Raw genomic sequence first — 26,319 nt, 5'->3', positions numbered from 1 at the left:
CCGTTGCCTTCGGCTTTACAGGTGGGTAGCGCCGGGCCATGCCCGGCGGGCGGTCAGGCCGGCGAGTGCGTGATCAGTACGCCGCCGTGATGATCTGCCTGGGGTGCTTGTGCGCTTCCAGTTCGGCGACGAACGCGGCGCCGTAGTCGGCGTAGCTGATGCGGCTGTGGCCGCTGGCATCGGCGAGGAAGGCCTTGGGCTGCACGCGGTACTGCCCACGCTCTTCACCTGGGCCGATTTCGGCGGCCGGCGAGAAGAAGGTCCAGTCCAGGTCATCCACCGCCTGCAGGCGGTTGAACGCTTCACGGTGGGCAAGCGCGTAGGGCTTGTAGGCCTCCGGGAAGGTGGGGGTGTCGACCAGCTGCACGCCGGGGGCGACTTCCAGGCTGCCGGCGCCACCGACCACGACCAGGCGCGGCACGTTGGCCTTGCGGGCGGCGTTGGCCAGCTGTGCGGCAACCTCGCCGACGCGACCGATGTCGTCGCCCGGGCGCGGGCCGTAGGCGCTGGCCAGCACATCGTGGCCGGTGATGGCGGCGACCAGGGCGTCCTGGTCATCCAGCGAGGCGATGACCGGATGGGCGCCGGCCAGCTCGGCCGGCAGGTCCTGCGCGCTGCGCACGATGACGGTCAGTTGATGGCCGTTGGCCAGCGCGTGGCGGGCGATCTGGCGGCCGATGTTGCCGGTGGCACCGACGAGGGCGATCTTCATGGCAGGACTCCGTGGGGGTGGTGGCTGGGAATGGGGCCACTGTAGGCCGCTGCAGTCGCTCGAAAAACAGCGTATAACGCGCTTGTTTGTTGCATGGATCGAGCAGATGGACCGATTGACCGCCATGACCGTATTCGTCGAAGTTGCCGAGCGCGGCAGCCTGACCGCCGCCGCCGAGGTGCTGGACATGTCGCGGGCGATGGTCAGCCGCTACCTGGCCGAGGTGGAGGGCTGGCTGGGCGCGCGGCTGCTGCACCGGACCACGCGTCGGGTCAGCCTGACCGGGGCCGGTGAAGCCGCGCTGGCGCGTTTCCGGCAGATGCTGGCGATCGGCGAGGAACTGCAGGGTGAGCTGGCCAGCGACGATCCCGAGCCACACGGCACGCTGCGCATCACCGCCAGCGTGTCGTTCGGGCAGAGCCATCTGGCGCGTGCGGTGGCCGCCTTCGTGCAGCGCCATCCGGCCGCACGCATCGAACTGCTGCTGGTCGACCGCATGGTCAACCTGGTAGAGGAGCGCGTCGACCTGGCCGTGCGCATCGCGCGGCAGATCGATCCCAGCCTGATCGCACGTCGTTTGGCGATCTGCCGTTCGGTGCTGTGCGCGACGCCGGCCTACCTGCAGGCGCGTGGCACGCCGACCGCGCCCGAACACCTCGCCGTGCACAACTGCCTGACCCATCACTACGTCGGCAAAAGCCTGTGGCAGCTGCATCGCGAAGGGCGCTCGTTGTCGGTGGCGGTGGGCGGCAACATCAGTGCCAATGAAGCATCGCTGTTGCTGGAGGCGGTGCGCGCCAATGCCGGTATTGCCATGTTGCCGACCTATCAGGTCGCGCCGTTGCTGCGCAGTGGTGAGCTGATCGAACTGCTGCCCGAGTACAGCCTGGACGAGCTGGGCATTCATGCCGTGTACGCCTCGCGCCGGCAACAGCCCGTTATCATGCGGCGATTCCTGGATTTCCTCGCCGAGTGCTTCGCCAGCCCGGCCTTCCAGGATCTGGACTGGCGGCCTTCGGGCAAGGAGAACACATGAACCATGGACAGGCGTTGATCGACCACAACCGTGCTGCCTGGGACCGCCAGGCCAGCGAGGTGCGCGAGTGGTCGCGACCGGTGGATGCCGAAACGATTGCCGCCGCACGCGAGGGACGCTGGCAGGTACACCTGACGCCGCGTGCGTTGCCGCTGGATTGGCTGGGCGATGTGCGTGGCAGGCGCATCCTGTGCCTGGCCTCGGCCGGTGGCCAACAGGCACCCGTGCTTGCCGCGGCAGGCGCTGAGGTGACCGTATTCGATCTTTCCGAAGGGCAGCTGGCGCAGGACCGCGCCGTCGCCGACCGCGACGGTCTGTCGCTGCGCACCGTGCAGGGTGACATGCGTGATCTGCAGGCCTTTGCCAGTGACAGCTTCGACGTGGTGTTCCATCCCATATCGAACCTGTACGTGCCCGACGTGCGTCCGGTGTGGGCCGAGTGCCGCCGGGTGCTGGCACGCGATGGCCTGCTGATGGCCAGCTTCTACAATCCGGTGGTGTTCGTTGCTGCGCGTGATGCACAGCTGAGCGAGCAGGGCCTGATCCGCCCGCAGTACGCGATTCCCTATTCCGACCTGGAAGACCTGGAGCCCGCCGCGCGCGAGGCCAAGCTGGCCCGTGGCGAAGCGCTGACATTCGGCCACAGCCTGGGGGATCTGATCGCCGGGCAGCTGGATGCCGGGTTCGTCATCGACCGCTTCATGGAAGACTGGCAGCCGCAGCCGCGCTTCCTGATCGACCGTTACCTGCCGACCTTCCTGGCCACCCGCGCACGCCGGATCGGCTGAAGACGCGGGCGTACAATGGACGGCCCCACGTTGCACGAGTGAGCCGTCCCTTGTCGTATCCCTATCCGCTGGTCGTGTTCGACCTCGATGGCACGCTGGTCGACAGCGCCGCCGATATCGCCGAAGCACTGAACCGTACGCTGGAAGACATCGGCCTGGCGCGCGTACCCGAAGCCACCGTGCTGGGCTGGATCGGCGACGGCGTGCGCCGGCTGGTCGAACAGGCCGTGCAGGCCGCCGGGCGTCAGATCGATCTGGCAGCGGTGATGCCGACCTTCATGGTCCATTACCGCGAATGCCTGCTGCGCAGCCCGCAGCTGTTCGCTGGCGTAGTGGACGCGCTGGCGCAGTTGCGCGCGTTGAACGTGCCGCTGGCCATCTGCACCAACAAGCCGGCCGCGCTGGTGCCGCCGTTGCTGCAGCACCTGGGCATCGCCGATGCCTTTGCGCTGGTGCTGGGCGGTGATTCGCTGCCGCAGCGCAAGCCCAGTGGTGAGCCGTTGCGGCATATCGCCGCGCACTTCGAACTGCCCGTCGACGCGTGCCTGATGGTTGGCGATTCGCTCACCGACTATCGTGCTGCCGAGGACGCCGGCATGCCGATTGTGCTGGTGCGCTACGGCTATCCGCGAGGACTGGACCTGGAAAACGCGCAGGCCGTCGCGGTAATCGACGACCTGCGTGAACTGCCGGGATTGGCTGCGGTATCGGCGATCTGACCCGCCGGTAGCGCCGGGCCATGCCCGGCTGCCCTTCGATCTGGCGCCCCGACGCCGGGCATGGCCCGGCGCTACCACTTACCTGGGCTGGTAACGCACGCTCAGCTGATACTCGCGGCCTGGCTGGTTGAACCACGCCACGGTTTCGTACTCGCGGTCGAACACATTGGCCACCCGCGCCAGCACCGACCATGCCGGGGTCAGCGCGTATTCGGCGCGCAGATCCAGCGTGCCGTAGCCGCCGACCTTCACCGCGTTGGCGGCATCGTCGTAGCGCTTGCCCGCGCCCTGCACGGTCAGGCCGGTGCGGAAATCACCGAAACGGCGGTCGATGTCCAGGCGCGCGGTCTGCTGCGCACGGCGTGCCAGCCAGTTGTCGAACTGCGCGCTGCCGTTGGTGCGGTTGCGCGGGTCGGTGAAACTCAGCTGCGCGTTGATGTCGAAGCCGGCCACGGTGGCGCCGCCGGTCAGTTCCGCACCGCGGATGCGCGCCTTTTCGACCTGCTGCATGCGGAAGGTGGCCGCGTCGTAGGTGATCAGGTCATCGATGCGGGTTTCGTACACGTCCAGGCCCCAGCGCCAGCCCTGGCCCTGCTGCGAGATGCCGAGATTGGCACTCTTGGACTTTTCCGGGTCCAGCGTCGGCACGCCGCTCCACGGGTCGTACAGGTCGCTGAAGGTCGGTGCCTTGAACGCGGTGCCGTAGCTGGCGTTGACGCGCAGGCCGTGGCCCAGCTCCATCGCCCAGCCGAGGCTGCCGGTGGCATGGTTGCCGAACTGCTGGTTGTCATCATTGCGTGCGCTGGCCTGCAGCTGGTGACGGCCGAAGCGCGCCTGGTACTGCAGGAACACGCCGGTGTTGCGACGGCTGTCGACCAGGTAACCGGCGCTGCTGCCATCCAGGTTGTCCTCGCTCCAGTCCACGCCGGCGCTGAGCAGCTGGCCTTCGGCAATACCGATGTCGGCCTGCAGCGAAGCGCTGTCGCGGTGCGTCTGTGCGCTGCCGCGTGCACCGAAATCACCGAAGTTGTCGGACTCGTTGTCGCTGCGGCCGACGTTGGCGGTCAGCGTCAACTGCTCGGACGGGGTGTAGCGCACCTTGCCGGCCAGCACCTGCTGGCGCGTCTCGGAGTAGTTGTAGTAGCCGTCGTAGTGGTTCTTGCCGTCGGCACGCAGGGCGCTGCCTTCCACGGTCCACTGGTCGCTCAGGTTGTAACCACCGCGCAGGCTCTTGGACAGGTTGCGGTAGCCATCGCGGTCGGGTTCATCGGCAAAGCAGCCGGTGAACAGCGTAGCCGAACCGCGGCAGGCATCGATGCCATCCGAATGCTGGTAGGCGATGTCGGCGCCGAACCAGCCGCGTTCGGTGCCGCCACCGATGCCGCCGCTGGCTTCACGCAGGCCATTGCTGCCGCCGCCCAGCTGGAAGTGCGGAGCGAAATCACCCTGGTTGCGGCGGGTGAAGATCTGGATCACGCCGCCGATGGCGTCGGCACCGTACAGGCTGGACTGCGGGCCGCGCACGATTTCCACGCGCTCGATCTGTGCCAGCGGCAGATCCTGGTACATCGCCAGGCCGAGGTCGGCGCTGTTGATGCGCACGCCATCGACCAGCACCACGGTATGCGAGGAATTGGTGCCACGCAGGAACAGCGAGCTCTGCTTGCCCAGGCCACCGGCATTGGTCAGGTTGATGCCGGCGCGGCCCTGCAGCAGTTCCTGCAGGGAGGTGGCCTGGCTGGATTCGATCTGCGCGCGGTCGATCACCTGCGCAGGCGCAATGCTGTCCTGCAGGGCGATCGGAGTACGGGTAGCGGTGACCAGCACCTGGTCGAGGTCGGCGGCGCCATCATCGGCCAGGGCCAATGCAGGAAGTGCGGCCAGCACGGCCAGGGACAGCATTCGGGACTGCAGTTTCATCGGGGGACTCCAGGTGCCGCGCACGCCCGCGCAGCGAAGGGGAGGAGTCACAACAGGCAGGCACGCGCCGATGCCGCGGCCATCGCCACAGACATCCAGCGCCATGCCCACCGCATCGCGACCTGAGGCTTCCGGGCCGGTCTCCGGGCTCGCCGCCGGGTGGCCCGAGGCCACCGTCCAGGCGCCTTCCCATGCCTGCGGCACAGTGGCGGGTTGCCTGGAACTGACGTGCTTACCGTTGCGGGGGCAGCGCCGGCATGGCGTGTTGTCACGCGTCACCGGCTTCCCGTTTCAACCTGCCGGCAGGGCCGCAGGTCACCTGGAAGTGCGCGCAGTCTACGGCATCGCGGCCGGCCCGTAGCGTCGAACCTGCACGACTGAGCAGGCGCGGATGCACCTGCACGGTGCAGCAGACCTGCGCCAGCGCCTAGAATGCAGCTCGAATTATCGTGGTGCCGTTGCCGATGTCCGTCTGTTTTCCGCTGTTCCCGCGCCGCCCTGACTGGGCACGCGCATGATCCTCGACCTGGTCCGCCATGCAGGTAATGGCCGCGATGAGTTCCTCGATGGCCGCAGCGATCCGCCGCAGCTGGCCCGCCTGCCGCAGGAGCTGGTCGATGCCTATGCCGGGCAGTCGTGGGAACGGGTGATCAGTTCGCCGCGCCTGCGCTCGCTGCATACGGCGATGGCACTGGCCACACCGCGCGCGCTGGATGTTGAGGCCGACGAGGAGTGGGAAGAGCTGGATTTCGGCGACTGGGATGGCCAATCGTTGTTCGATCTGCCGGAAGAGGCGTTGGCCGCGTTCCACGCCGATCCGCACGCGTTTCCGCCGCCGCATGGCGAAAGCTGGGGCCACTTCGAACGGCGCATCGCACGCGCGCTGGATCGCCTGCTGGATGACGACGACCCGCCGCCGACGGTCGTGGTCAGCCACGGCGGCCCGCTGCGCATGGTGCTGTCGCTGGTGTGCGGCCTGCCGATGTCGCTGTGCTGGGCGCTGCGCATCGACCACGGCACGCGCCTGCGCGTGTGGGTCGAGCGCGGAGAAGTGGGGCTGGTGGGCGAGCTGCTGGAGCTGCAGCAACCCTGATCGGACGGTAGTGCCGGCCGCTGGCCGGCAACTGCACGATCTTCGCAACGTTCCTGAGGTTGCCGGCCAGCGGCCGGCACTACCAAACAGTCAATCCTCGTCGGCGCTTTCGGCCGTGCTTTCTTCGCCGTCGTCCCCGGCGTCGAAGCGCTGCTCATGCACCGGGCCCGAGGCCGGACCTGCCGCCTTCAGCGGATGCACGGCAATCCGTGTTTCGTAGTCCTGCACCAGTGCCGTACGCTGCGGCTCGCTCAGTTCCTGCCAGTGGCAGTCCAGCAGCGCACCTTCCAGCGAATACAGTAGGTTGAGGCTGGGCTTGAAGCCGGCACGCTTGACCTTGACGAAGGCACCGACGGCACCGATGGCAACCAGGTCCTCGCGGCTGCGCAGGCCCACCTGGCGCAGCCATGCCGCGCTCTTCGGGCCGATGTTGCGCAGCTTGACCGCGCTCACGCCAACGCCCCGACGAACACCTCGGCGATGGCTTCCAGACCGGCCTGGTCCTCGGCATCGAAGCGGCCGACGACCGGGCTGTCGATATCGAACACACCGATCAGCTCCCCACCGCGGAGCAACGGCACCACCAGTTCCGAGCGCGATGCGGCGTCGCAGGCGATATGGCCGGGGAAGGCGTCCACATCTTCGATCCGCTGGGTAACGCGCTGGCTGGCGGCCGCACCGCACACGCCCTTGTCCAGCGGAATGCGTACGCAGGCCGGCAGGCCCTGGAACGGACCGACCACCAGTTCCTTGCCGTCGTACAGGTAGAAGCCCACCCAGTTCAGGTCGGGCAGGGCGTGGTAGACCAGTGCAGCGAGGTTGGCCGCATTGGCGATGCGGTCGGACTCGCCGTAGACCAGGCCACGGGCCTGTTCCAGCAGCTGGGCGTATTGTTCCGGCTTGCTGCCGGTGAGCGAGGCGTTGGCGAACATGGCCGCAGTCTAGCAAGCGTGCCGGGCCAGCGATAATGGGGGCTCTGCTGCCCTGCTGGAGCCTGTGATGTCCCTGCCTGCCACGTTGCCGACGGCCCTGTTCGTCACCGGTACCGATACCGAGATCGGCAAGACCGCCGCCAGTACCGCGCTGCTGCACGCGCTGCGCCGGCGCGGCCTGCGCGCGGTGGGCATGAAGCCGGTGGCCAGCGGCAGCCATGACGCGGGCCAGGGGCTGCGCAACGACGACGCGCTGGCATTGCAGGCCGCCAGCCTGCCGGTGCCTGACTACGCCGATCTGAACCCCTACGCATTGCGCCAGCCGTTGGCGCCCGAACTGGCGGCCGCAGAAGATGGCGTGCGCATCGAACTGGCCCCGATCGTGGCGGCCTTCGAACGCCTGCGCGCACAGGCCGACGTGGTGGTGGTCGAAGGCGTGGGCGGCTGGCTGGCGCCGTTGTCGGCGCAGCTGGACCAGCTTGACCTGGTACGTGCGCTGCGGCTGCCGGTGGTGCTGGTGGTCGGCATGCGCCTGGGCTGCGTCAACCATGCGCGGTTGACCGCACACGCGCTGCAGGCCAGTGGCGTGGAGTGCCTGGGATGGATCGGCAACCACATCGATCCTTCGATGCAGCGCCAGGATGAGAATTTCGCGACCTTGCAGCAGCGTCTGCCGATGCCCTGCTGGGGCCGGCTGCCGCATCTGCCGGGCGCCGATGGTGAAGCGTTGAGCGCGTATCTGCACAGCGACCACAGGTAGTGCCGGCCGCTGGCCGGCAACTGCACGCGTTTCACCACCTCGAGATTGCCGGCCAGCGGCCGGCACTACCGTGTTGCCGTCACCAGCTCCCGTGCGATCGCACCCAGCCGTTCCACCGCAGCGATGAAGCGCGCGTCCAGGGTCTGGCAGCACGACAACCGCAGGCAATGCCGGTAGCGCGCGCCACGCGAATACACCTGGCCCGGCATGAACACGATGTCCTCTGCCAATGCGCGCTCGAACAGCTCCCGGGTGTCTACGCCAGGCAACTCCAGCCACAACAGGAACCCTCCCTGCGGCTCGGTGGCGCAGGTGCCGGCCGGGAAATGTTCGGCCACCAGCTGCCGCAGGCGACCGACCTGTTCGCGGTACAACCGGCGCATGCGATGCAGGTGGTGCTCGTAGCTGCCTGCTTCCAGGTAGGCCGCCACCGCATCACCGAGCAGCTGCGGTTCGCCGCCGGTGGACTGGAATTTGAGCAGCGCGATGCGTTCGGCGAAGCGGCCGCCATCGAGCCAGCCGATGCGGTAGTCCGGTGCCAGCGTCTTCGAGAATCCACCGACCACCATCACCCAACCGTCGCGGTCGAACGCCTTCAGCAAGGGCGCCGGCGGCTCGCTGAACTGCAGTTCGGCATACACCGCGTCTTCGATCAGCGGCAGCTGGCGTGCGTTGACCAGTTCGGCCAGGCGCTGCTTGTCGGCGATCGGCATCGTGCAGCCCAGCGGGTTGTGCACGGTCGGCATCACCACCAGCGCCGCAAGAGGGGTGTGCTCCAGCAGTGCTTCCAGCGCATCCACGTCCAGGCCGCGCTGCGGATGGGTGGGCAGTTCGATCGGCTGCAGGCCCAGCGTGGTCAACAGGGGATACAGGTTGAAGTACGAGGGTGCTTCGATGCCGACTGCATCGCCGGGTTGGGTAACCGCGCGCAGTGCCAGTTGCAGTGCTTCCATCGCACCATGGGTCAGCAGCAGGCGTTCGGGGTGGGTATGCAGGCCCATCCGCGGGCCACGCCGCACGATCTGCGCCAGCAGGCGTGGCGAACCATTGGGACGGGCGTAGGTCTCCACGGTCTGCTGGCCATGGCGAAGTACCTGCGCGGTGTGCCGGGCCAGCTGCGCACCCGGGTAGAACTGGCGCCCACGCGGGCCGGCAAAGGCGAGGTCGATCACGCCGGGGCGCCGCTGCGCTTCCAGCACCCGCGCCATCAGCACCTGCTGCAGCGGGGCGGTGGGCGCGGACGGCGCATCACGCAGCGAGCGCTGCGGAACCGACAGTCGCGGCGCGACTTCGAAGCCGGCCTTGGGCCGCGGAATGACCAGACCGGCGTCTTCCAGCTGACGGTAGGCCGCGATCACCGTGTTCAGGCTGAGCTGGCGCTGCGATGCCATCTGCCGCAGCGACGGCAGCCGACTGCCGACCGGCAGGCGCCCGCCGTGGATGGCTTCCGCCAGCTCGTCCGACAGCCGCTGGTAGCGGGGAGGAATCATCGTGGTGGCGTCTTCTGTATCCATCGACCCGGCCCGCATCTGGTTCTGTACCCATGATGCTGACGAGCCTAGCATGTCGTTGTCGGCCGGGCCTGATCGGGGCCGGGTCGATACTTCCCAAGCGCACGGCCCTGTGGCCGTGCGTCTTTTTCATGCCGTGGTGGCGGCCAGCGGCCGGCCCCACCATGGGGTGTCAGCGCATCGGCACCAACGCGGGATCGCGGCGGTACAACGCCGGGAACTGCTTGCCCAGCGCGGTCAGCTTGGGCGCGTCGTAGTAGCGGATGTACGCGGCCTGCGGGTAGTTGCTCATGTAGTTCTGGTGGTAACTCTCGGCCGGGTAGAAGCGCTGGCCGCTGCTCACCTGGGTCACGATCGGCGCGCGGTAGCTCCCCGCCTGGCCGAGCTGGCCGATGTACGCACGGCTTGCTGCCTGCTGGCGCGCGTCTTCGGCGAAGATCGCCGAGCGGTACTGGCTGCCATGATCGGGCCCCTGGCGGTTGAGCTGGGTCGGGTCGTGCACCACCGAGAAGAACACCTGCATCAACTGTCCATAGCTGACCTGGCGCGGGTCGTAGTCCACCTTCACTGCTTCGGCGTGGCCGGTGCGGCCACCGCTGACGCGTTCATAGCGGGCGTCGGCGGCACTGCCTCCGATGTAACCGGACACCGCGTTGCTCACCCCTTTGACGTGCTGGAACACGCCCTGCACGCCCCAGAAACAACCGCCGGCGAAGACCACGCTGGCGTGGCTTGCGTCATCGCGGAACGCCGCATCACCGCTGGGCGCAGGCAGTGCCTGCAGCTGTGCGGTGGGCTCGGCCGGGGCGGCGATCGCGCTGTGGTCCACCAGCAGCACACCCGCGACAAGCGCGGTGGCGACCAGGCCGGCGACGCCGGCGGCAATGCCCTGTTCGAAGGAGAGTTTCATCGTGTGCTCCCGGTTCAACCGAAGGTGAAGGCGTAGGCCTGCACGCCTGCGTCGAGGAATTCGATCTCGAAACGATGCGGACCGATCGTGCCGCGCTGGCGGACCAGCTGGTACAGACGGTGCTCGTTGACGGTGCCGGTGCCATCGGCGGCCACGTCGGTGCCGGCATCGGCCGCAGGCAGTGGCTTGCCATCGAGCAGCACGCGGAAGCGCACCGGCTTGCCGTCCTCGCCCGGTGCCAGCACCAGATGCAGGTCGCGGGCGTGGAACTGGAACGCGATGCGGCCGCCGGCCTGCTGCAGTTGTGCAGCCTCATCGTTGACCCGCCACTGTCCAGACAGGCCCCATTGGTTCAGCGCCAGGGTGGACGGCAGCGTGTAGCCGAATGCTGCGTCGGCGCGCTGCCCGCCCGGCGAGGCGAACTGCTCGGCACGTGCGTGGCCCAGGTAGGTTTCCGGCGAGCGCAGGTTGCCCATGTCGGCCTGCGTGGCCACGCCCTGCAGGTCAGCCGCGGCCGGATCAGCAGGCGGCGGCAGCTCGGTCTGCCCGGCTTCCACCAGCAGGCGGCGGATCACCTGTTCGGAGTGCGCGTAGTTGCCCTCGCCGAACTGATGCCCGCGGATGTTGCCCTGCGCATCGACGAAGTAGTGCGCCGGCCAGTAGCGGTTGTTGAACGCGCGCCAGATCGCATACTGGTTGTCGAGTGCGACCGGGTACTCGACCTTCAGCTGCTGCACGGCCTTCATCACGTTGCGCGGGTCGCGCTCGAACGCGAATTCCGGGGTGTGCACGCCGATCACCACCAGGCCATGGTCGCGGTAGCGCTGCGCCCATTCGTGCACGAACGGCATCGCACGCAGGCAGTTGATGCAGGAATAGGTCCAGAAGTCGATCAGCACGACCTTGCCATGCAGCTGCTCGCGGCTCAGCGGCGGGCTGTTGAGCCACCCGGTGGCGCCGTCCAGCGTGGGCAGCGTTCCTTCCACCGGCAGCGGCGCGCCTGCCTGGCCGGCTGCCATCATCATCATCGGTGGTGCTGCCGGCTGCGTGCCGGGCACGGCATCGAGCAGGCCCTGTTCGATGCGTGCGGTACTGACCGCGGACAGGCGGGTCAGCAGGCCGGTGTCCCAGCCCAGGCCGATCGCCACAACCGCCAGCAACGCTGCCACGCCCAGCACCCGGCGCACCACATTGCCCAGGCCGAGCCGGGCCTGCAACGCGCGGAACACACGGCCGCCCACCCACACCGCCAGCGCCAGTGCGGTGACGGCGCCCAGCGCGTAGGCCAGCAACAGCGAACTGGTGCCGACACTGGCGCCGTTCAGGGCGGCACCGGTCAGCACCAGGCCGAGAATCGGACCGGCGCAGGGGGCCCACAGCAGGCCAGTGGCGATGCCGATCAGCAGCGAGGTCCAGGCGCCGCCACGGCCAGCCGCATCCGCGGCGTCGGCACGTGCGCTCAGGCGCGCGCCGATGCGCTGGAACGGCGCCAGCAGGTGGTCGGCCAGGGTCGGCCACAGCAGCGCGATGGCGAACACCGCCATCAGTACCAGTGCCACCCAGCGGCCGACCTGGTTGGCCTGCGCCACCCACTGGCTGCCGACCGCCGCCAGACTGGCGACCACGGTGAAGGTCAGTGCCATGCCCAGCAGCAGCGGCAGGGTGCTGCGCAGGAAAGGACGATCAGCGCGTGCGAACACGAACGGCAGCACCGGCAGGATGCACGGGCTGAGCAGGGTCAGCACGCCGCCGAGATAGGCAAGCAGCAACAGCAGCATCATCAGGCTCCAGAAGCAGGGGAAGAACCGACCGGCACGCGCCAGCCGCCAGCGGCGTCCTGTTGCGCAGTCCCGGGCATGAACGCCATCGCGGCGCCGTTCATGCAGTAGCGCAGTCCGGTCGGCCGCGGGCCGTCGTTGAACACATGGCCGAGATGGCCGCCACAGCGGCGGCAATGTGCTTCCACCCGCAACATGCCGAAGGTGGTGTCACGGTCCTCGCCGATGGCGTTGTGCAGCGGCGCCCAGAAGCTGGGCCAGCCGGTGTGGCTTTCGAACTTGGTGGACGAAGAGAACAGCGGCAACGCACAGCCGGCACAGGCGAACGTGCCCTGCCGATGTTCCTTGTTCAGCGGACTGCTCCAGGGGCGCTCGGTGGCCTGCTGGCGCAGCACGGCGTACCGCGCCGGGCTCAGCAGCCGGCGCCACTCGGCATCGCTGCGGACCACCTCGAACTGTCGCGCAGGCCGTGCCTCGGCAGCGGCCGGGGCCGCGCGGCTGCACGCGCCCAGGCCCAGCAGGCCGGCGGCGGTGACAGCACCGCCCAGGCCCAGCAGATGGCGGCGGGTGAGGGACATGGTGGACTCCGGGAAGGGGCGACGGGGCCATGCTGCGCCCCCTCCGGTCAACGAATCCTCACGCAGGATTCAATTTTTCGTGAGGTATCCACGTCGCTCCCGCGCCACAATGCGGGCAGCCTCCCCACTGGCCCGAAGCTGCCGATGTCCGCCAAACGTGTCCTGATCGTTGAAGACGATGCCCACATCGCCGACCTGCTGCGCATGCACCTGGGTGATGAGGGCTATGAAGTCGCACACGCCGCCAGCGGCGATGCCGGCCTGCGCCTGATCGAACAGGAAGGTCCGTGGGATGCACTGGTACTGGACGTGATGCTGCCGGGCGTGGACGGCCTGCAGGTCTGCCAGCGTGCACGCGCGATGGCGCGCTACGTGCCGATCATCATCATCAGCGCACGTGGCAGCGAAACCCAGCGCATCGTCGGCCTGGAACTGGGCGCGGACGACTACCTGGCCAAGCCGTTCTCGATGCCGGAACTGGTGGCGCGCGTGCGTGCGCTTCTGCGCCGCGCCGAAGCGATGGCACAGAACGCGCGCATCGATGCCGGGGCGATCGAACTCGGCGGGCTGCGGCTGGACCCGGTCGCCCGTACTGCCGCCGTCGATGGCAATGCACTGGAACTGACCCCGCGTGAGTTCGAACTGCTGCTGTTCTTCGCCCGCCACCCGGACCAGGTGTTTGCGCGGATGGAACTGCTCAACCAGGTCTGGGGCTACCAGCACGACGGTTACGAGCACACGGTCAACACCCACATCAACCGCCTGCGCAGCAAGATCGAGACCGACCCGGGCAACCCGCGGCGCCTGCTGACGGTGTGGGGGCGCGGTTACAAACTGGTCGACCCGGCCGGGGCGGCCACATGATCAAGCCGAACCTGTGGCAGAAACTGGCGCTGGTGATGTCGGCGCTGATGCTGACGTGCTGCATGGCGCTGCTGGCCTGGCAGATGCGCACCAATACCCGGCATGAGCAGGAAGTGGTGCAGCGCCTGTCGCTTGGGTTGGCCGAGCACATCGCCCAGCGCAGCGAGCTGATGGACACCAGCGGCATGCGCGATGCGGCGGTGCGCGCATTGTTCGGCCAGCTGATGGCGGTCAACCCCAGTGTCGAGGTGTACCTGCTGGATGAGCAGGGTCGCATCCTCGGCCACGATGCGCCCAGCGGCCATCTGGTGCGCAGCCGGGTGGACGTGGCACCGCTGCGGCGCCTGCTGTCCGGTGCGCCGCTGCCGATCCTCGGTGACGATCCCCGCAGTGCCGATGGCCGCAAGGTGTTCAGTGTCGCGCCGCTGGTGGTGCAGGGGCGGCAGGCGGGTTACGTGTACGTGGTACTGGTGGGCGAACACCGGCAGATGCTGGCCGACGATCTGGCCGCCGGCAGCCAATGGCACACCACGCTCTGGTCGGTGCTGTTGATCGGCGGGCTGGGCCTGCTTGCCGGCCTGGTGGCCTTCTACTGGGTGACCCGGCCCCTGCGCCAGGTCACCCGGCGCATACAGGCCTTCGACATCGACGCTCCGACGCCACTGCCCGCGCCGGTACCGCTGCGCGCGGGTGAGCGCGATGAACTGAAGATCCTCGAACATGCCCATTCGCAGATGGCACAGCGGCTGGGCGAGCAGTGGCAGCAGCTTCGCCAGCAGGACCTGCAGCGCCGCGAACTGGTGGCCAACATCTCGCACGACCTGCGCACGCCGTTGTCCTCGCTGCACGGTTACCTGGAAACGCTGGCGCTGAAAGAAGCCACGCTGTCGCCGCAGGAGCGTCGTCGCTATCTCGGTATCGCGCTGGCGCAGAGCGCCAAGGTCGGCCGTCTGGCCCGGGCGTTGTTTGAACTGGCGCGGCTGGAGCACGGTGAAGTGCGGCTGGAGTGGGAAGTGTTCGCGCTGCCGGAACTGCTGCAGGACGTACTGCAGAAGTTCGAGCTGGCCGCGCAGGCACGTGGGCAGCGCCTGCACGCTGATTTCCCGCCGGGCCTGCCGCTGGTGCGCGCCGACCTGGGTCTTGTGGAACGCGTGCTGACCAATCTGCTCGACAACGCGCTGCGGCATGCGCCGGACGGGGGCCGCGTGCAGGTGCAGCTGTCGGCGCTGCCCGACAGTGTGCAGGTGGCGGTACAGGACGATGGCCCTGGGGTGGCGCCAGCACTGCGTGGGCAACTGTTCCAGGCGCCGGCGGCACTGGGCGCGCGGCGTGGCGAGAACGGCGGGCTCGGCCTGCTGATCGTGCAGCGCATCGTGCAGTTGCATGGCCGCCGTATCGAACTGCGCGACAGCGAACAGGGCGCGCTGTTCGTGTTCGCCTTGCCGCGTGCCGATGCCGAGGCGAACTAGACGTTGTCTGCCGGTGGCGGGACACCGCTTTCCATCGGCAGCAGCAGCCGGATGCAGGCACCGCCGAGCACCGAATCGGCCACTTCCACGTGGCCGCGATGCTTGTCCGCCACCACCTGCACCAGCGCCAGGCCCAGCCCGAAGCCCGGGCTGGCCAGGTCCAGCCGCACGTAGGGCTGCAGCACCTGGCTGCGCAGTTCGACGGCGATGCCGGGGCCGTCGTCCTCCACCTGCAGGCACAGCCATCCCTCGTTGAGCGTGCTGACGATGCGGATCTGTCGGCGCGCATAGCGCAGCGCGTTGCCCAGCAGGTTGCGCAGCGCCAGTTCCAGCATGTGCCGGTTGACGTTGACCAGCCCTGCCGGTGACAGGTCCTGCTGCACCGGTATCGTCAGTGGTGCGAACTGCTCGACCACGCCGCGTACCAGCGCGGCCAGTTGCAGGCGCTGGCGGGTGACCTGATGGCAGCGGCCGAGCGCGGCGTACTCGACACCCGCATCGGTCAGGTGCTGCAACCGGTCGATGTCGATGCGCAGGCCGGACAGCGCATCGCGCTGGGCGTCGTCCAGTCCGGTGTCTTCCAGGTCGGCCAGGCCGAAGCGCATGCGTGCCAGCGGCGTGCGTACTTCGTGCGCCACCGCCTGGGCCAGCACGCGCTGGCTGTCCAGCAGCAGCTGCAGCTGTTCGGCCATGTGGTTGAACGCCTTGGCCAATGGCCGCACCAGCGCGGTACCGGCGCGTGGCGCCCGGCTGTCGAGCTGGCCATCGCGCATCCGTCGTGCGGTCTGCGCCAGCTGCGAGACATCGCGCCACAACCGGTAGACCATCACGTACATCGGCAATGCCACCGCCACCATCAGGATCAGCAGGATGATGGCCACGCCGGAGGCTTCGCTGTCCTGCCAGCCTTCTTCGGGCAGGGCCTGGTCCAGCGGCCCCAGGATCAGCGCACTGCTGCTGTTGCCGACGCGCTGCAGGCTGCGCATGCTGTCCAGCTCGATCTGCACGTGTCCGTTGAGCAAGCCCTTGCGCTGTTTCGCCGGCAGTATCGCGGCAGCTTCGGTCAGCGGCATCAGCTGCAGCGGATAGGCGAAATCGCTGTCCAACTGTTGCGCCAGGGCTGGCCACTGCGCCGGCGGCGTTTCGGCGAAGCGATGTTGCAGCATGGCGTGCGGGCCGCGCATTTCCGCCTGCAGGCTGGCCTCGGTGCGGTCTTCCAGCAGCGCATCCCAGGCCCACAGCCCGAGCACGATCAGCAGCAGATGGGCGGTGAGGAAACCGATGCCGTAGCGCAGGAAGTGGAAGGCATGGCCACGCATGGCCGACGACGGATGCTTCATCCCCATGCTGATCGGCTGAACAGGTAACCACGGCCGCGCACGGTCTTGATCCGCTCGGGCTGCTCCGGGTTGTCGCCGAGCTTGCGCCGCAGGCGCGAGATGCGTGCGTCGATCGAGCGGTCCAGGCCATCGAAGGCGATGCCGCGCAGGCCACGCAGCAGCGCATCGCGGTCGAGGATCTGGCCCGCGTTGCCGGCCAGCAGGAACAGCAGGTCGAACTCGGCGGTGGTCAGCTCCAGCAGGCGGCCCTGCAGGTGCACGTTGCGGGTGGACGGGTCGATGCTCAGTTCACCGAAGCGCAGGGCGCCATCGCGTGGCTCGACCCGGCGGTGGCGGCGCAGGTGGGCGCGCAGCCGGGCCAGCAGCACCCGTGGTTCGATCGGCTTGCCGATGTAGTCGTCGGCGCCCAGCTCCAGCCCCAGCACCTGGTCGATGTTGTCGGTGCGGGCGCTCAGCACGCAGATGATCCCGTCATAGTGGGGCCGGATCTGCCGACACACTTCGAAACCATCCTGGCCCGGCAGACCGATGTCGAGCAGGACCAGCGCCGGCTTCTCGCTGAGGATCCGGGCGATCGCGCGCTGGCCGCAGCGTTCGTGGGCGACCTGGTAACCGTGGCGCTTCAGGTAGTCGCTGACCATCGTGCCCAGCCGAGCGTCGTCTTCAACCAGTACGATATCCAGCATCTACAAGGCCTCCGGGGTGCTTCCGTACCGCCGTGGCACGAGCGCGGCGATGCTATCCCAGCTGCCGGGCCGCTCGGGTCCAAGGAGCGGGCGCCATTCAGCCGGGGTTGCTGGCGCGCGGGCCGGGCCTCAGGCCGGGCAACGACTTGGCCGCACGGTAGCAATCGGGTTGTTACAAAACGTTACGCAAGCCGCGCCTGCGGTGACGGTCGCTGACAGCGCTACGACTGACGTGGCGCTCGGCGGGGCCGAGCATGGCAGCTCTCCCCATCCGCGTGCCGCCCTCATGCCGTCCGCCTCCTGTCCCGCGCTTTTCCTTGAATGCCCTTGCCATGGAGGCCAGCGATGAGCGGCGTGGTCGGGGCCTGGCTGCCGCCTGCCGACGATGAGCAGCTGCTGCAGCAGCTGGCGCCGATGCTGCGGGCGCTGCAGCAGCGCGGCCGCGGTCGCATCGGGTACTGGACCGATGCCGACGCAGGGCTGGCCCTCGGTCATTGCCGTGCGCCGACCGACATGCCGTTGCAGCCGCTCAGCTCCAGCTGCGGGCGCTACGTGCTGTGCCTGGATGGCCGCATCTACAACCGCGCGGCCCTGCAGTCGCAGCTGCGCGACCTGCCACGCAGCTGCACCGATGCACGCCTGTTGCTGCAGGCCATCGTCGAGTGGGGCGTGCAGCGTGCACTGTCGCGCATCGAAGGGGCATTTGCGTTCAGCGTCTGGGACCGCCACGCACATGAGCTCTGGCTGGCGCGTGACCCGGTCGGCGAACGGCCGTTGTATTACGGCTGGTACCAGGGCCAGTTCCTGTTCGCTTCGGAGTTGAAGGCGCTGCAGGCCTTTGCCGGATTCGCTCCCAGCATCGACCAGGATGCATTGAGCCTGCTGCTGCGCCATGACTATGTGCCGGCGCCGCACACCATCTATCGCGGCATCCACAAGCTGGTGGCCGGGGCGATGCTGCGCGTGGACCTCAACGATCATGCCGCCGGCGGATCAACGCAGGCCACGCAGGGCGGCCATCGCTACTGGTGCGCGCGCGATGCGATGCAATCCGCGCTGCAGCAGCCGTTGCAGCCGGCGCCCAGCCTGGAGCAGGCCACCGACCAGTTGGAGGTGGTGCTGCAGCAGGCGATCGCCACGCGCATGCATTCACCCGTGGCCTGCGGTGCATTCCTGTCCGGTGGCACCGATTCGTCGCTGGTGGTGGCGATGATGCAGGCGCAGTCGGCGTTGCCGGTGGAAGCATGGACGGTGGGTTTCGACGACCCCGGTCACGACGAGAGCGACTGGGCCTCGCAGGTGGCCCGGCACCTGGGCGTGCATCACCACCTGCACAGGATGGACAGCCGGCAGGGCCTGGAACTGCTGCAACGTTTGCCGCAGGTCTGGTGCGAACCCTTCGCCGATGCCTCGCAGCTGCCTACCCTGCTGGCCAGCGAGCTGCTCGGCGCGCGCAAGCCGGTGGCGCTGACCGGCGACGGCGGCGATGAGCTGTTCTTCGGCCACCCCAGCTATGGCCGCGCGCTGCGCAATGCGCGCCTGTGCGGTGGCCTGCCGGACTGGGTGCGCGATCTGGCGCGGCGTGGCAGCAGCCGCTTGAACGTCGAGCGTGGTCGGCTTGGCGGTTGGCGCGCACTGGTGGCCGAGGTGGCCGCCAACGACGTGGAGGGGCATTACCTGCAGCGCGTCACCCGCTGGCGGCAACCGACCCAGGTGGTACTGGGGGCGCGCGAACCGGCGACGATCTTCCAGCAGCAGGACACCGCACTGCCGGCGGAAGCGCGCATCCAGCTGCTGGATTTCCGCATGGACCTGGCCGAGGGGATCCTTGCCAAGGTCGACCGTGCCGGCATGGCGGCCGGCGTGGAGACGCGCTCGCCGTTGCTGGACATGGAGGTCATACGCCTGGCCTGGCGCCTGCCGCAGCACTTGAAGTACCACGACGGCGAGCACAAGCGGATCCTCAAGCATCTGCTGGCGCGCTACCTGCCCGCGCCGCTGGTCTATCGCCCCAAGCGCGGTTTCGGCCCACCGATGGCACGCTGGCTGGCCGGCCCGCTGCGCGACTGGGCGGAAGCGTTGCTCGACCCGCAGCTGCTGCGCAACCAGGGGTGCTTCGATGCGGTACGCGTGCGCGCGATCTGGGAGGCGTTCCTGCGCGGCGAGCGCAAATGGCATACGCACCTGTGGAACGTGTTGATGTTCCAGGCGTGGTACCAGCACTGGCACGGCAACCGCGGGCGATAACCCGGAGCGATCCTTACGGGCGCGGCGAATCTTCCTGGCGCAGGGCGGAGGCCCTTGCGTGCGAATGTCCTCCGGCGCCGGCCGTTGGCCGTCACCTCCCCCTTTACTTCGCACGCAAGGGCCTCCGCCCTGCGTCCGGAGCTCGTCGGCGTCTCATTGAAGGGCCGTCGCGAGCGCTGCATCTGCGCGCCTGGTGCCGCAAGCCGAGCCTCGTCGGGGCAGGTGGGGGTTTGGGCAAAGTAAAGGAGGAGGTGGCGGCCAACGGCCGGCGCCGGGGGACATTTGCCCAGGCCCCCAACTGCCCCGACGGGGCCCTTCAGATCGCAGAGACCCGGACGAAGACGCGCTCGAGAATCCAGACGCCAGGCAAAAAAAGACCCGGCAGAGGGAGGGATCTGCCGGGTCCGGATTGCATGGGGGGAGGGACCCATGCAATGAGCGTGGGCGTCGCGCCAGTGGCTGTTGCCTGCCAGTCGCATCCGCCGTGCATTTGTATTGATGCAATGCAGCATACGCCGATCATGCGGCAATGCAACAAAAATCACGAAGGCGCCATCTCTGGCGCCTTGAGGCCTTTCAGATCAATGGGTTGATCAGGCGGCGGGGCCGCGGTAACGGCAGCCCGAGGTGCAGGTTTCGTGCACGGTGATCTCGCTCAATGCCGGCAGGGTGGGCTTGAGCTCGTTCCAGATCCACACGGCCAGATTCTCGCTGGTCGGGTTCTCCAGGCCGGGGATGTCATTGAGGTAATGGTGGTCCAGGCGGTCGTAGATCGGCTGGAAAGCCGCCTTCACGTCACCGAAATCCATGATCCAGCCGGTCTGTGCGCCCGGCTCGCCCTCGACTTTCAGTTCCACCCGGAAGGAGTGGCCGTGCAGGCGCGCGCACTTGTGCCCCGGCGGCACGTTGGGGAGGCGGTGCGCCGCCTCGAGCATGAAGACTTTGAAGATTTCCATGGCGCGATTGTACGCCGCGGGCGGCCGATCAGCCCGGCTTTGCGTTGCCTTCCCGTGAAGAAATTATTTCCATCCGGATGAAGAGATGATAGTTTCTCTTATATCCGTATGAAGAGATGTTATTGGCCGCACCCCGGCCAGGCATGGATTACTGCGGAACTTACCTCGTCCTTCCACTACCTCCCCCACATCGTCATGCCCCAGCACACCCTGCTCGTGGCGGCCCTGGCCGTCGCTCTGGCCGCGCCTTTGTCTGCCGCCGCCGAAACCCCCGCCGACGCCAGCGGCGAAGCCAGCACCCTGGCTGCCGTGCGCGTCACCGGTTCCAACATCAAACGCGCCGATACCGAAGCCTCCAACCCGGTGCAGGTGATCGGTCGCCAGCAGCTGGAACAGACCGGCAAGGCCACCGTGGCCGATGTGCTGCGTTCGATCTCGGCCAACACCGGCAACGCCAGCAACGAGACCACCAACAACGGTTGGGCCTCGGGCTCGGCCGGCATCGGCCTGCGCGGTCTTTCGCAGAAGAACACGCTGGTGCTGCTCAACGGCCGCCGCTTGGCCAACTACGGCTTCCCGTCCGGCGGCCTGTCGGACACCTTCGTCGATCTCAACGCGCTGCCGCTGGTGGCGGTCGAACGCATCGAAGTGCTCAAGGACGGTGCATCGGCGGTGTATGGCAGCGATGCGGTGGCCGGCGTGGTCAACATCATCACCCGGCAGAATTTCGAAGGCGCCGAGATCGGCGGCAGCTTCGGCGGCGCCGACCAGGGCGGCCTGCACGAGCAGAACCTGAAGTTCGTCGGTGGCCTGGGCGACATCGACAAGGACGGCTACAACATCCTCTTCAGCCTGCAGGGCTACAACCGCGAGCGACTGGACCAGGACGAGCGCAACCTGACCAAGAGCGGCATCTACAGCGACCAGCCCGGCGGCCGCTGGAACGGCTGGTCGGCCAAGGGTGCACGCTATCTGGTCAATGGCACCTCCGTGCCGATGCTCGATGCCAACGGCAACTGCCCCACCGGCACCACCCGCGTGGCCAGCGCGCCGATCGACGGCCTGGCCGGTGATACCTGCGGCTTCAACCAGGCCCCGTACACCACCCTGATTCCCTCCACCAAGCGCTACCAGGCCTACGCCAACGGCACGTTCCGCCTCGGCGACAACGTCGAAGCGTTCGGCGAAGTGCTGTACAGCCAGATCAAGAGTGCTGCCTGGTTCGGCAGCAGCCCGTTCTTCACCCTGGAAAGCGGTCGCTTCGCACTGAACGCGCAGACCGGCCTGGCCGAGCCGGTGTCGTCCAACCTGCCGGCCAGCAACCCGAACAACCCGTACGGCCGTGCGATCCCGATCGAATACACCTTCTTCGACCTCGGCGGCACCATCAAGACCAACCGGTCCACCGCCTATCGCGGTGTGTTCGGGCTGCGTGGCAACACCGAGAAGTGGGACTGGGAAGTGGCCGCGTTCGGCGCGCGCAGCAGCGAGCGCGAAACCGTCTCCGGCGGCTTCGCCAACCGCTGGGCACTGGCCAATGCACTGGCCACCGGCAGCTACAACCTGCTGAACCCGGCCGCGACGCCGCAGTCGGTGCGCGATTCGATCAACATCGCCACCCTGCGTCCGGCCGAGTCGGTGCTGCAGGGCCTCGATGCGAAGATCTCCGGCAGTCTCGGCCACACCTGGGCCGGCGACATCGGGTTCGCCGCCGGTGCCGAATGGCGCCGCGAGAAGCTTGATTCGAACAACCCATGGCAGATCGATGCTGGCCTGCAGGTGCGGCCGGCAATCGCCGAAGTGCATGGCGAGCGCAAGGTCAGCGCCGCCTACGCCGAGGTCAACGTGCCGCTGGCCTCGACCCTGGAACTGTCCGCCGCCGCCCGCGCAGATCATTACGATGATTTCGGCGACGCGTTCTCGCCCAAGCTCGGCCTGCGCTGGCAGCCGCTGGATTTCCTGCTGGTGCGTGCCTCCGCGTCGAAGGGCTTCCGTGCCCCGTCGCTGTCGGAGAACTCCAACAGCACCAGCATCGCCTACGGCAGCGTGGTCGACCCGCGTGATCCGGACGTGCCGGGCTCGCGGCAGAACCCGACCTTCTTCACCGTCGGCAACAGCGACCTGAAGCCGGAGCGCACCAAGAGCGTGAACTTCGGCGTGGTGCTGTCGCCGTGGGCGAACACCAACCTGAGCATCGACTACTACCGCATCCAGCTGGACAACCTGGTCGGTACCAACAACACCCAGACCCTGGTCAACGACAACGTCGCCGATGCCGTGCAGCGCGATGAGCGCGGCAAGCTGCAGGCGGTCTACAACCGCTACCAGAACCTGAGCGAGCTGAAGACCTCGGGCATCGACGTCGAGCTGCGCCAGCGCATCCCGACCACCGCCTTCGGTGACTTCACCGTGACCTCGGCCTACACCCACGTGCGCGACTACCGGCGCCCGACCGTGGTCGGTGGCCCGCTGGTGGACTATGCCGGCAGCAACCTCGGCGCCACCCTGCCGAAGAACAAGGCCACCACCACCTTGGACTGGAAGTACAGCGACTACACCGCCGCGGTGACCTGGTACTACACCAGTGGCTACGACCAGAAGGCCAGCACCGCTGCAGCTGCGGTGCAGAGCCGCGTCGACGCCTACAACCAGTTCGATCTCTACCTGGGCTACACCGGCATCAACAACCTGACCGTGTACGCCAAGGTGCAGAACCTGGGTGACAAGACGCCGCCGTACGATGCCTCGTTCCCGGGCATCCGCGCGCCGTACGACTTCAGCCAGTACGACCTGCGTGGCCGCTACTTCACGCTGGGCTTCGACTACCGCTTCTGATCCACCCGCCGCAGCCGGCCACCCTGTGTGGCCGGCCGTGTTGCCATGTTCCAGGGGAGTCACCGTGTCCTTCCACCGCCGTGCCGTTTTCCCGTTGTTGCTCGCCGTCGCCACCGCCGTATCGTTGCCGCCGGCGGTACATGCGCAGAGCGGCTATTTCTTCCCGCAGACCACCGATGCCGCGGCATTCGATACCGCCATTCCCACGCCGGAGCAGTTCCTCGGCTATCCGATCGGCAGCCGCTACACCCGCCATGACCAGTTGGTGGCTTACTTCCAGGAGCTGGCCAAGCACTCGGACAAGATCAGCGTGCGCGAGATCGGCCGCAGCTATGAGGGCCGACCGCTGCTGATCGCCACGGTCACTGCTGCAGGCAACCACGCGCGGCTGGAACAGATCCGCCAGCAGCACGCGACCCTGGCCGATCCGGCGCAGCCGCGCAGCGCTGCCGGTGACAGCCCGGTGGTGGTGTGGCTGGGCTACAGCGTGCACGGCAACGAGACCTCCAGCGGCGAAGCGGCGATGCTGACCGCCTACTACCTGGTGGCCAACCGCAGCGCGGAAACGCAGCAGTGGCTGCAGCAGGCAGTGGTGCTGTTCGACCCGGCGCAGAATCCCGACGGCCGCGATCGCGCCGCCAACTGGCACAACGCCTGGGCGTCCGATCCGGCCTCGGCCGATCCGGCCGACAAGGAACACGTCGAACCGTTCCCGCAGGGCCGTACCAATCACTACTTCACCGATCTCAACCGCGATTGGCTGGCACTGACGCAGCAGGATTCGCGGCCGAAGGTGGCGCAGTTCCACCAGTGGTACCCGAACGTGCAGATCGACTTCCACGAAATGGGCAAGGACAGCACGTACTACTTCGAGCCATCGCCGAAGAGCATGCATAGTCCGTTGATCCCGGCAGCATCGTACGAGTTCAACAAGACCCTGGCCAAGTACCACGCCCAGGCGCTCGATGCGCTGGGTTCGCTGTACTACACCGGTGAGAACTTCGACAATTTCTCGCCCGTGTACGGCTCGACCTATCCGGATTTCCACGGCGCGGTCGGCGTCACGGTGGAGCAGGCCAGCTCGCGCGGTCGCGTGCAGGAATCTGTGAATGGCCTGCTGACGTTCCCGTTCACCATCCGCAACCAGGTTGCCACCGGGTTGGGCACGGTGCGCGGTGCGGTGACCGAGCGCAGCGCCCTGTTCGATCTGCAGAAGCGTTTCTTCCAGAGCGCGCTGAAGCAGGCGGCACAACAGCCGGTGAAGAGCTTCGTGTTCGGCGACGCGCATGATCCGGCATTGACCCGACGCCTGCTGGAACTGCTGTTGCTGCACAGGATTGAAGTGCATGCACTGGACCGCGCTGTCAGCGTAGATGGCCAGCGTTTCGAAGCGGGCAGCGCCTACGTGGTGCCGGTGCAGCAGGCGCAGTTCCGCCTGGTCCATTCGATCTTCGCCGAAACCCCGCCGATCAAGGGCGACGTGTTCTACGGCAGCACCAGCTACGCGATCGCCCCGGCCTACGGCGTGGCTTTTGCCGGCAGCCGCAGCCGCATCGATGGCGGCGCCCGCGTGGTCGAGGTTCCCGCAGTGCAGGGCGGGCTGACCGGCGGTGAAGCGGGCTTCGCCTACGTGATCGACTGGCGCGACTACAACGCGGGCCGCGCACTGGCCGCCCTGCAGGCCAAGGGCTTGTCCACGCGTGCCACCTTCCAGCCGTTCACCGCGGCCACCGCACAAGGTGAGGTGGCCTTTGCCGGGGGCAGCATCGTGGTACCGGTGTCCGGGCAGCCGCTGCAGGGTGCGGCGTTGCAGGAGGCGGTCGCCGCCGCCGCGCGGGCCGCCGGTGTGCAGGTGCATGCGCTGGCCAGCGGTCGCAGCCGCGATGGCATCGACCTTGGCAGTGACGGCGTCAAGGCACTGCGCAAGCCCGCCGTCGCGCTGGTGATGGGCGAGGGCGTGGCAGCCACCGAAATCGGTTCGGCGTGGTTCCTGCTCGACCAGCAGCTGCGCCTGCCGGCCAGCAAGCTGGACCCGCAGCAGCTGGGCAAGGTATCTCTGGACCGCTACACCACGATCGTGCTGTCCGGCGGCACCTATGCCGGCATCGACGCGGCCGCGGTAGCGGCATTGAAGCGCTGGATCCAGGCCGGCGGGTCACTGGTCACCTATGGCAGCGCGTCGAAGTGGGCGATCGAACAGAAACTTGCCGACGGCGAGAAGCTGGGCAAGGACGAGGAAGCAACAGACACCGCGCGCCGCGCCTTCGGTGACCAGCGCGATATCGCCGCGATCGAGCGTGTCAGCGGCAACATCCTCAGCGCCGACGTCGACCCCAGTCATCCTTTGGCGTTCGGCGTGCCGCGCCGGCAACTGGCGATCAACAAGGAGAACACGGTCATCCTGCAGCCGAGCACGAACGGGTTTTCCACGGTGGTGCGGATCGACGACACACCGCGGGTGAACGGGTATCTGTCCGAGCGCAACCGCAGTCGCGTGGCTGGAAGTGCATGGCTGCTGGTGTCAGCGCAGGGGCAGGGCAACGTGATCCTGTTTGCTGATGACCCGGCGCATCGCAAGTACTGGCATGGCACTGATCGGATGCTGATCAACGCGATCTTCTTCGGGAATCTGGTGAATCCGAGTAAAACGCGGGGTTGAGGCATTACGCGCCGAACTGACGCTGGGATTGGGAGGACGGATGGGCCGCGCAGGACACGCCGCAAGTACGTCCGTGTAGGCTCGTAGGCGCCATCCATGGCGCCTGCGGTCCTGCGCGGCCCATCCGTCCTCCCCAGACAGTTTCCTGCGGGCGCGGATGCATCAAACCCAAGGCGGGAGCAAGGGCAAAAGCAAAAGCTGGAATTCCGGCTTTTGCTTTTGTCTTTGAATTGATCCTTCTTCTCTCGGCTACCCGGCGGGACAAGTAGGCGCTGGAAATGTCTGAAGCGTTGGGGAGCGGGGGCGGTGCAAAACCGCAGGCGCCATGGGCCCGAGGCATGCCCCGGGCGGGTTGGGCAGGACGCCGAACCCCGATCTTGCCGTGTGCGCAGGACCGCGCACACGAGCAAGGCGCCTACGAGCCCCCATGGTGAAGTGACCCCCAGGAGTTGGACACCTGATCCAACCCCGAGGGTTACATGAATAGATATGAGGTTTGTTTCAAATTGCAGGTCGCCAAAGAGGC

General features: G+C 67.7%; 21 protein-coding genes and 1 riboswitch. Of the genes, 10 read left to right on the top strand and 11 right to left on the bottom strand.

Going from position 1 to position 26,319, the window contains the following annotated elements:
- Positions 1 to 73: 73 nt before the first annotated feature.
- On the bottom strand, positions 74 to 712 hold the full coding sequence (locus J2X70_RS14325) for an NAD(P)H-binding protein (RefSeq protein WP_033830261.1): 639 nt from the start codon (positions 710 to 712) through the stop codon (positions 74 to 76).
- A 106-nt stretch (positions 713 to 818) separates the two neighbouring features.
- Here J2X70_RS14325 and J2X70_RS14320 point away from each other — a divergent pair, with 106 nt between their 5' ends.
- The 3 genes from J2X70_RS14320 to gph are packed head-to-tail and all read left to right on the top strand — an operon-like array spanning position 819 to position 3,255.
- Positions 819 to 1,748, top strand: coding sequence for a LysR family transcriptional regulator (locus J2X70_RS14320; protein WP_025878424.1), 930 nt, complete (start codon positions 819 to 821; stop codon positions 1,746 to 1,748).
- Positions 1,745 to 2,536 carry a class I SAM-dependent methyltransferase gene (locus J2X70_RS14315; RefSeq protein ID WP_309910896.1) on the top strand — a complete coding sequence of 264 codons (792 nt, stop codon included), beginning with the start codon at positions 1,745 to 1,747 and terminating at the stop codon, positions 2,534 to 2,536. Before J2X70_RS14320 ends, J2X70_RS14315 begins: the two co-directional genes overlap by 4 nt.
- A 50-nt stretch (positions 2,537 to 2,586) precedes the next feature.
- Positions 2,587 to 3,255 carry a phosphoglycolate phosphatase gene (gph, locus tag J2X70_RS14310; protein WP_223483362.1) on the top strand — a complete coding sequence of 223 codons (669 nt, stop codon included), beginning with the start codon at positions 2,587 to 2,589 and terminating at the stop codon, positions 3,253 to 3,255.
- A 78-nt stretch (positions 3,256 to 3,333) separates the two neighbouring features.
- On the opposite strand, the gene btuB is transcribed toward gph, so the two are convergent.
- Positions 3,334 to 5,175 (bottom strand): TonB-dependent vitamin B12 receptor, encoded by a 1,842-nt coding sequence (gene btuB, locus J2X70_RS14305; protein ID WP_025878427.1) that lies wholly within the window; start codon positions 5,173 to 5,175, stop codon positions 3,334 to 3,336.
- Positions 5,176 to 5,291: 116 nt separating this feature from the next.
- Positions 5,292 to 5,513, bottom strand: a riboswitch (cobalamin riboswitch).
- Positions 5,514 to 5,689: 176 nt separating this feature from the next.
- Here btuB and J2X70_RS14300 point away from each other — a divergent pair.
- Positions 5,690 to 6,268 (top strand): histidine phosphatase family protein, encoded by a 579-nt coding sequence (locus J2X70_RS14300; RefSeq protein ID WP_025878428.1) that lies wholly within the window; start codon positions 5,690 to 5,692, stop codon positions 6,266 to 6,268.
- A 90-nt stretch (positions 6,269 to 6,358) separates the two neighbouring features.
- Here J2X70_RS14300 and J2X70_RS14295 read toward each other — a convergent pair whose 3' ends face one another.
- Together J2X70_RS14295 and J2X70_RS14290 are read right to left on the bottom strand one after the other, a co-directional pair.
- Positions 6,359 to 6,721 carry a TfoX/Sxy family protein gene (locus tag J2X70_RS14295; protein ID WP_309910892.1) on the bottom strand — a complete coding sequence of 121 codons (363 nt, stop codon included), beginning with the start codon at positions 6,719 to 6,721 and terminating at the stop codon, positions 6,359 to 6,361.
- Entirely contained in the window at positions 6,718 to 7,200 is a 483-nt protein-coding gene (locus J2X70_RS14290; RefSeq protein WP_025878430.1) for a GAF domain-containing protein, read from the bottom strand. The genes J2X70_RS14295 and J2X70_RS14290 overlap by 4 nt, the downstream gene beginning before the upstream one ends.
- Positions 7,201 to 7,267: 67 nt before the next feature.
- Between J2X70_RS14290 and bioD the strand changes: the two genes are divergently transcribed.
- Complete coding sequence (gene bioD / locus J2X70_RS14285) at positions 7,268 to 7,960, top strand: dethiobiotin synthase (protein WP_032976392.1); 693 nt, start codon at positions 7,268 to 7,270, stop codon at positions 7,958 to 7,960.
- A 65-nt stretch (positions 7,961 to 8,025) separates the two neighbouring features.
- Here the strand turns inward: bioD and J2X70_RS14280 are convergent, their stop codons facing one another.
- The 4 genes from J2X70_RS14280 to msrB form a co-directional block, all read right to left on the bottom strand.
- Positions 8,026 to 9,474, bottom strand: a complete 1,449-nt coding sequence (locus J2X70_RS14280) for a PLP-dependent aminotransferase family protein (protein WP_080150123.1) — start codon at positions 9,472 to 9,474, stop codon at positions 8,026 to 8,028.
- Between the two features lie 169 nt (positions 9,475 to 9,643).
- Entirely contained in the window at positions 9,644 to 10,381 is a 738-nt protein-coding gene (gene msrA / locus J2X70_RS14275; protein ID WP_025878433.1) for a peptide-methionine (S)-S-oxide reductase MsrA, read from the bottom strand.
- A 14-nt stretch (positions 10,382 to 10,395) separates the two neighbouring features.
- On the bottom strand, positions 10,396 to 12,159 hold the full coding sequence (locus tag J2X70_RS14270; RefSeq protein WP_309910888.1) for a cytochrome c biogenesis protein DipZ: 1,764 nt from the start codon (positions 12,157 to 12,159) through the stop codon (positions 10,396 to 10,398).
- A gap of 2 nt (positions 12,160 to 12,161) precedes the next feature.
- Positions 12,162 to 12,737, bottom strand: coding sequence for a peptide-methionine (R)-S-oxide reductase MsrB (gene msrB, locus J2X70_RS14265; protein WP_309910887.1), 576 nt, complete (start codon positions 12,735 to 12,737; stop codon positions 12,162 to 12,164).
- Positions 12,738 to 12,881: 144 nt separating this feature from the next.
- Here msrB and J2X70_RS14260 point away from each other — a divergent pair, with 144 nt between their 5' ends.
- Positions 12,882 to 13,601 carry a response regulator transcription factor gene (locus J2X70_RS14260; RefSeq protein WP_032976390.1) on the top strand — a complete coding sequence of 240 codons (720 nt, stop codon included), beginning with the start codon at positions 12,882 to 12,884 and terminating at the stop codon, positions 13,599 to 13,601.
- Positions 13,598 to 15,070: a HAMP domain-containing sensor histidine kinase gene (locus tag J2X70_RS14255; RefSeq protein ID WP_117309448.1), complete on the top strand. Its 1,473-nt coding sequence runs from the start codon at positions 13,598 to 13,600 to the stop codon at positions 15,068 to 15,070. Before J2X70_RS14260 ends, J2X70_RS14255 begins: the two co-directional genes overlap by 4 nt.
- On the opposite strand, the gene J2X70_RS14250 is transcribed toward J2X70_RS14255, so the two are convergent.
- Positions 15,067 to 16,410: an ATP-binding protein gene (locus J2X70_RS14250; RefSeq protein WP_099841841.1), complete on the bottom strand. Its 1,344-nt coding sequence runs from the start codon at positions 16,408 to 16,410 to the stop codon at positions 15,067 to 15,069. The genes J2X70_RS14255 and J2X70_RS14250 overlap by 4 nt on opposite strands.
- The gene (locus J2X70_RS14245; protein ID WP_025878439.1) at positions 16,407 to 17,096 is read right to left on the bottom strand and encodes a winged helix-turn-helix domain-containing protein; all 690 of its coding nucleotides are present in this window, start codon (positions 17,094 to 17,096) and stop codon (positions 16,407 to 16,409) included. The genes J2X70_RS14250 and J2X70_RS14245 overlap by 4 nt, the downstream gene beginning before the upstream one ends.
- Positions 17,097 to 17,441: 345 nt before the next feature.
- On the opposite strand from J2X70_RS14245, the gene asnB reads away from it, so the two are divergent.
- Positions 17,442 to 19,343: an asparagine synthase (glutamine-hydrolyzing) gene (gene asnB / locus J2X70_RS14240; protein WP_059065892.1), complete on the top strand. Its 1,902-nt coding sequence runs from the start codon at positions 17,442 to 17,444 to the stop codon at positions 19,341 to 19,343.
- Positions 19,344 to 19,936: 593 nt separating this feature from the next.
- Here asnB and queD read toward each other — a convergent pair.
- On the bottom strand, positions 19,937 to 20,299 hold the full coding sequence (gene queD / locus J2X70_RS14235; RefSeq protein ID WP_025878441.1) for a 6-carboxytetrahydropterin synthase QueD: 363 nt from the start codon (positions 20,297 to 20,299) through the stop codon (positions 19,937 to 19,939).
- A gap of 195 nt (positions 20,300 to 20,494) precedes the next feature.
- On the opposite strand from queD, the gene J2X70_RS14230 reads away from it, so the two are divergent.
- A complete protein-coding gene (locus tag J2X70_RS14230) occupies positions 20,495 to 23,134 on the top strand; it encodes a TonB-dependent receptor (RefSeq protein ID WP_309910880.1) in 2,640 nt (879 codons plus the stop codon).
- A 64-nt stretch (positions 23,135 to 23,198) separates the two neighbouring features.
- Entirely contained in the window at positions 23,199 to 25,793 is a 2,595-nt protein-coding gene (locus J2X70_RS14225; protein WP_309910878.1) for a M14 family zinc carboxypeptidase, read from the top strand.
- Positions 25,794 to 26,319 lie beyond the last annotated feature (526 nt).

Origin of the sequence: Stenotrophomonas sp. 1337 (assembly GCF_031455455.1) — a bacterium.
Lineage (GTDB): Bacteria > Pseudomonadota > Gammaproteobacteria > Xanthomonadales > Xanthomonadaceae > Stenotrophomonas > Stenotrophomonas indicatrix.
The sequence above is the reverse complement of the archived record's forward strand: the minus strand, read 5'-3'. Positions and strand labels throughout refer to the sequence as shown.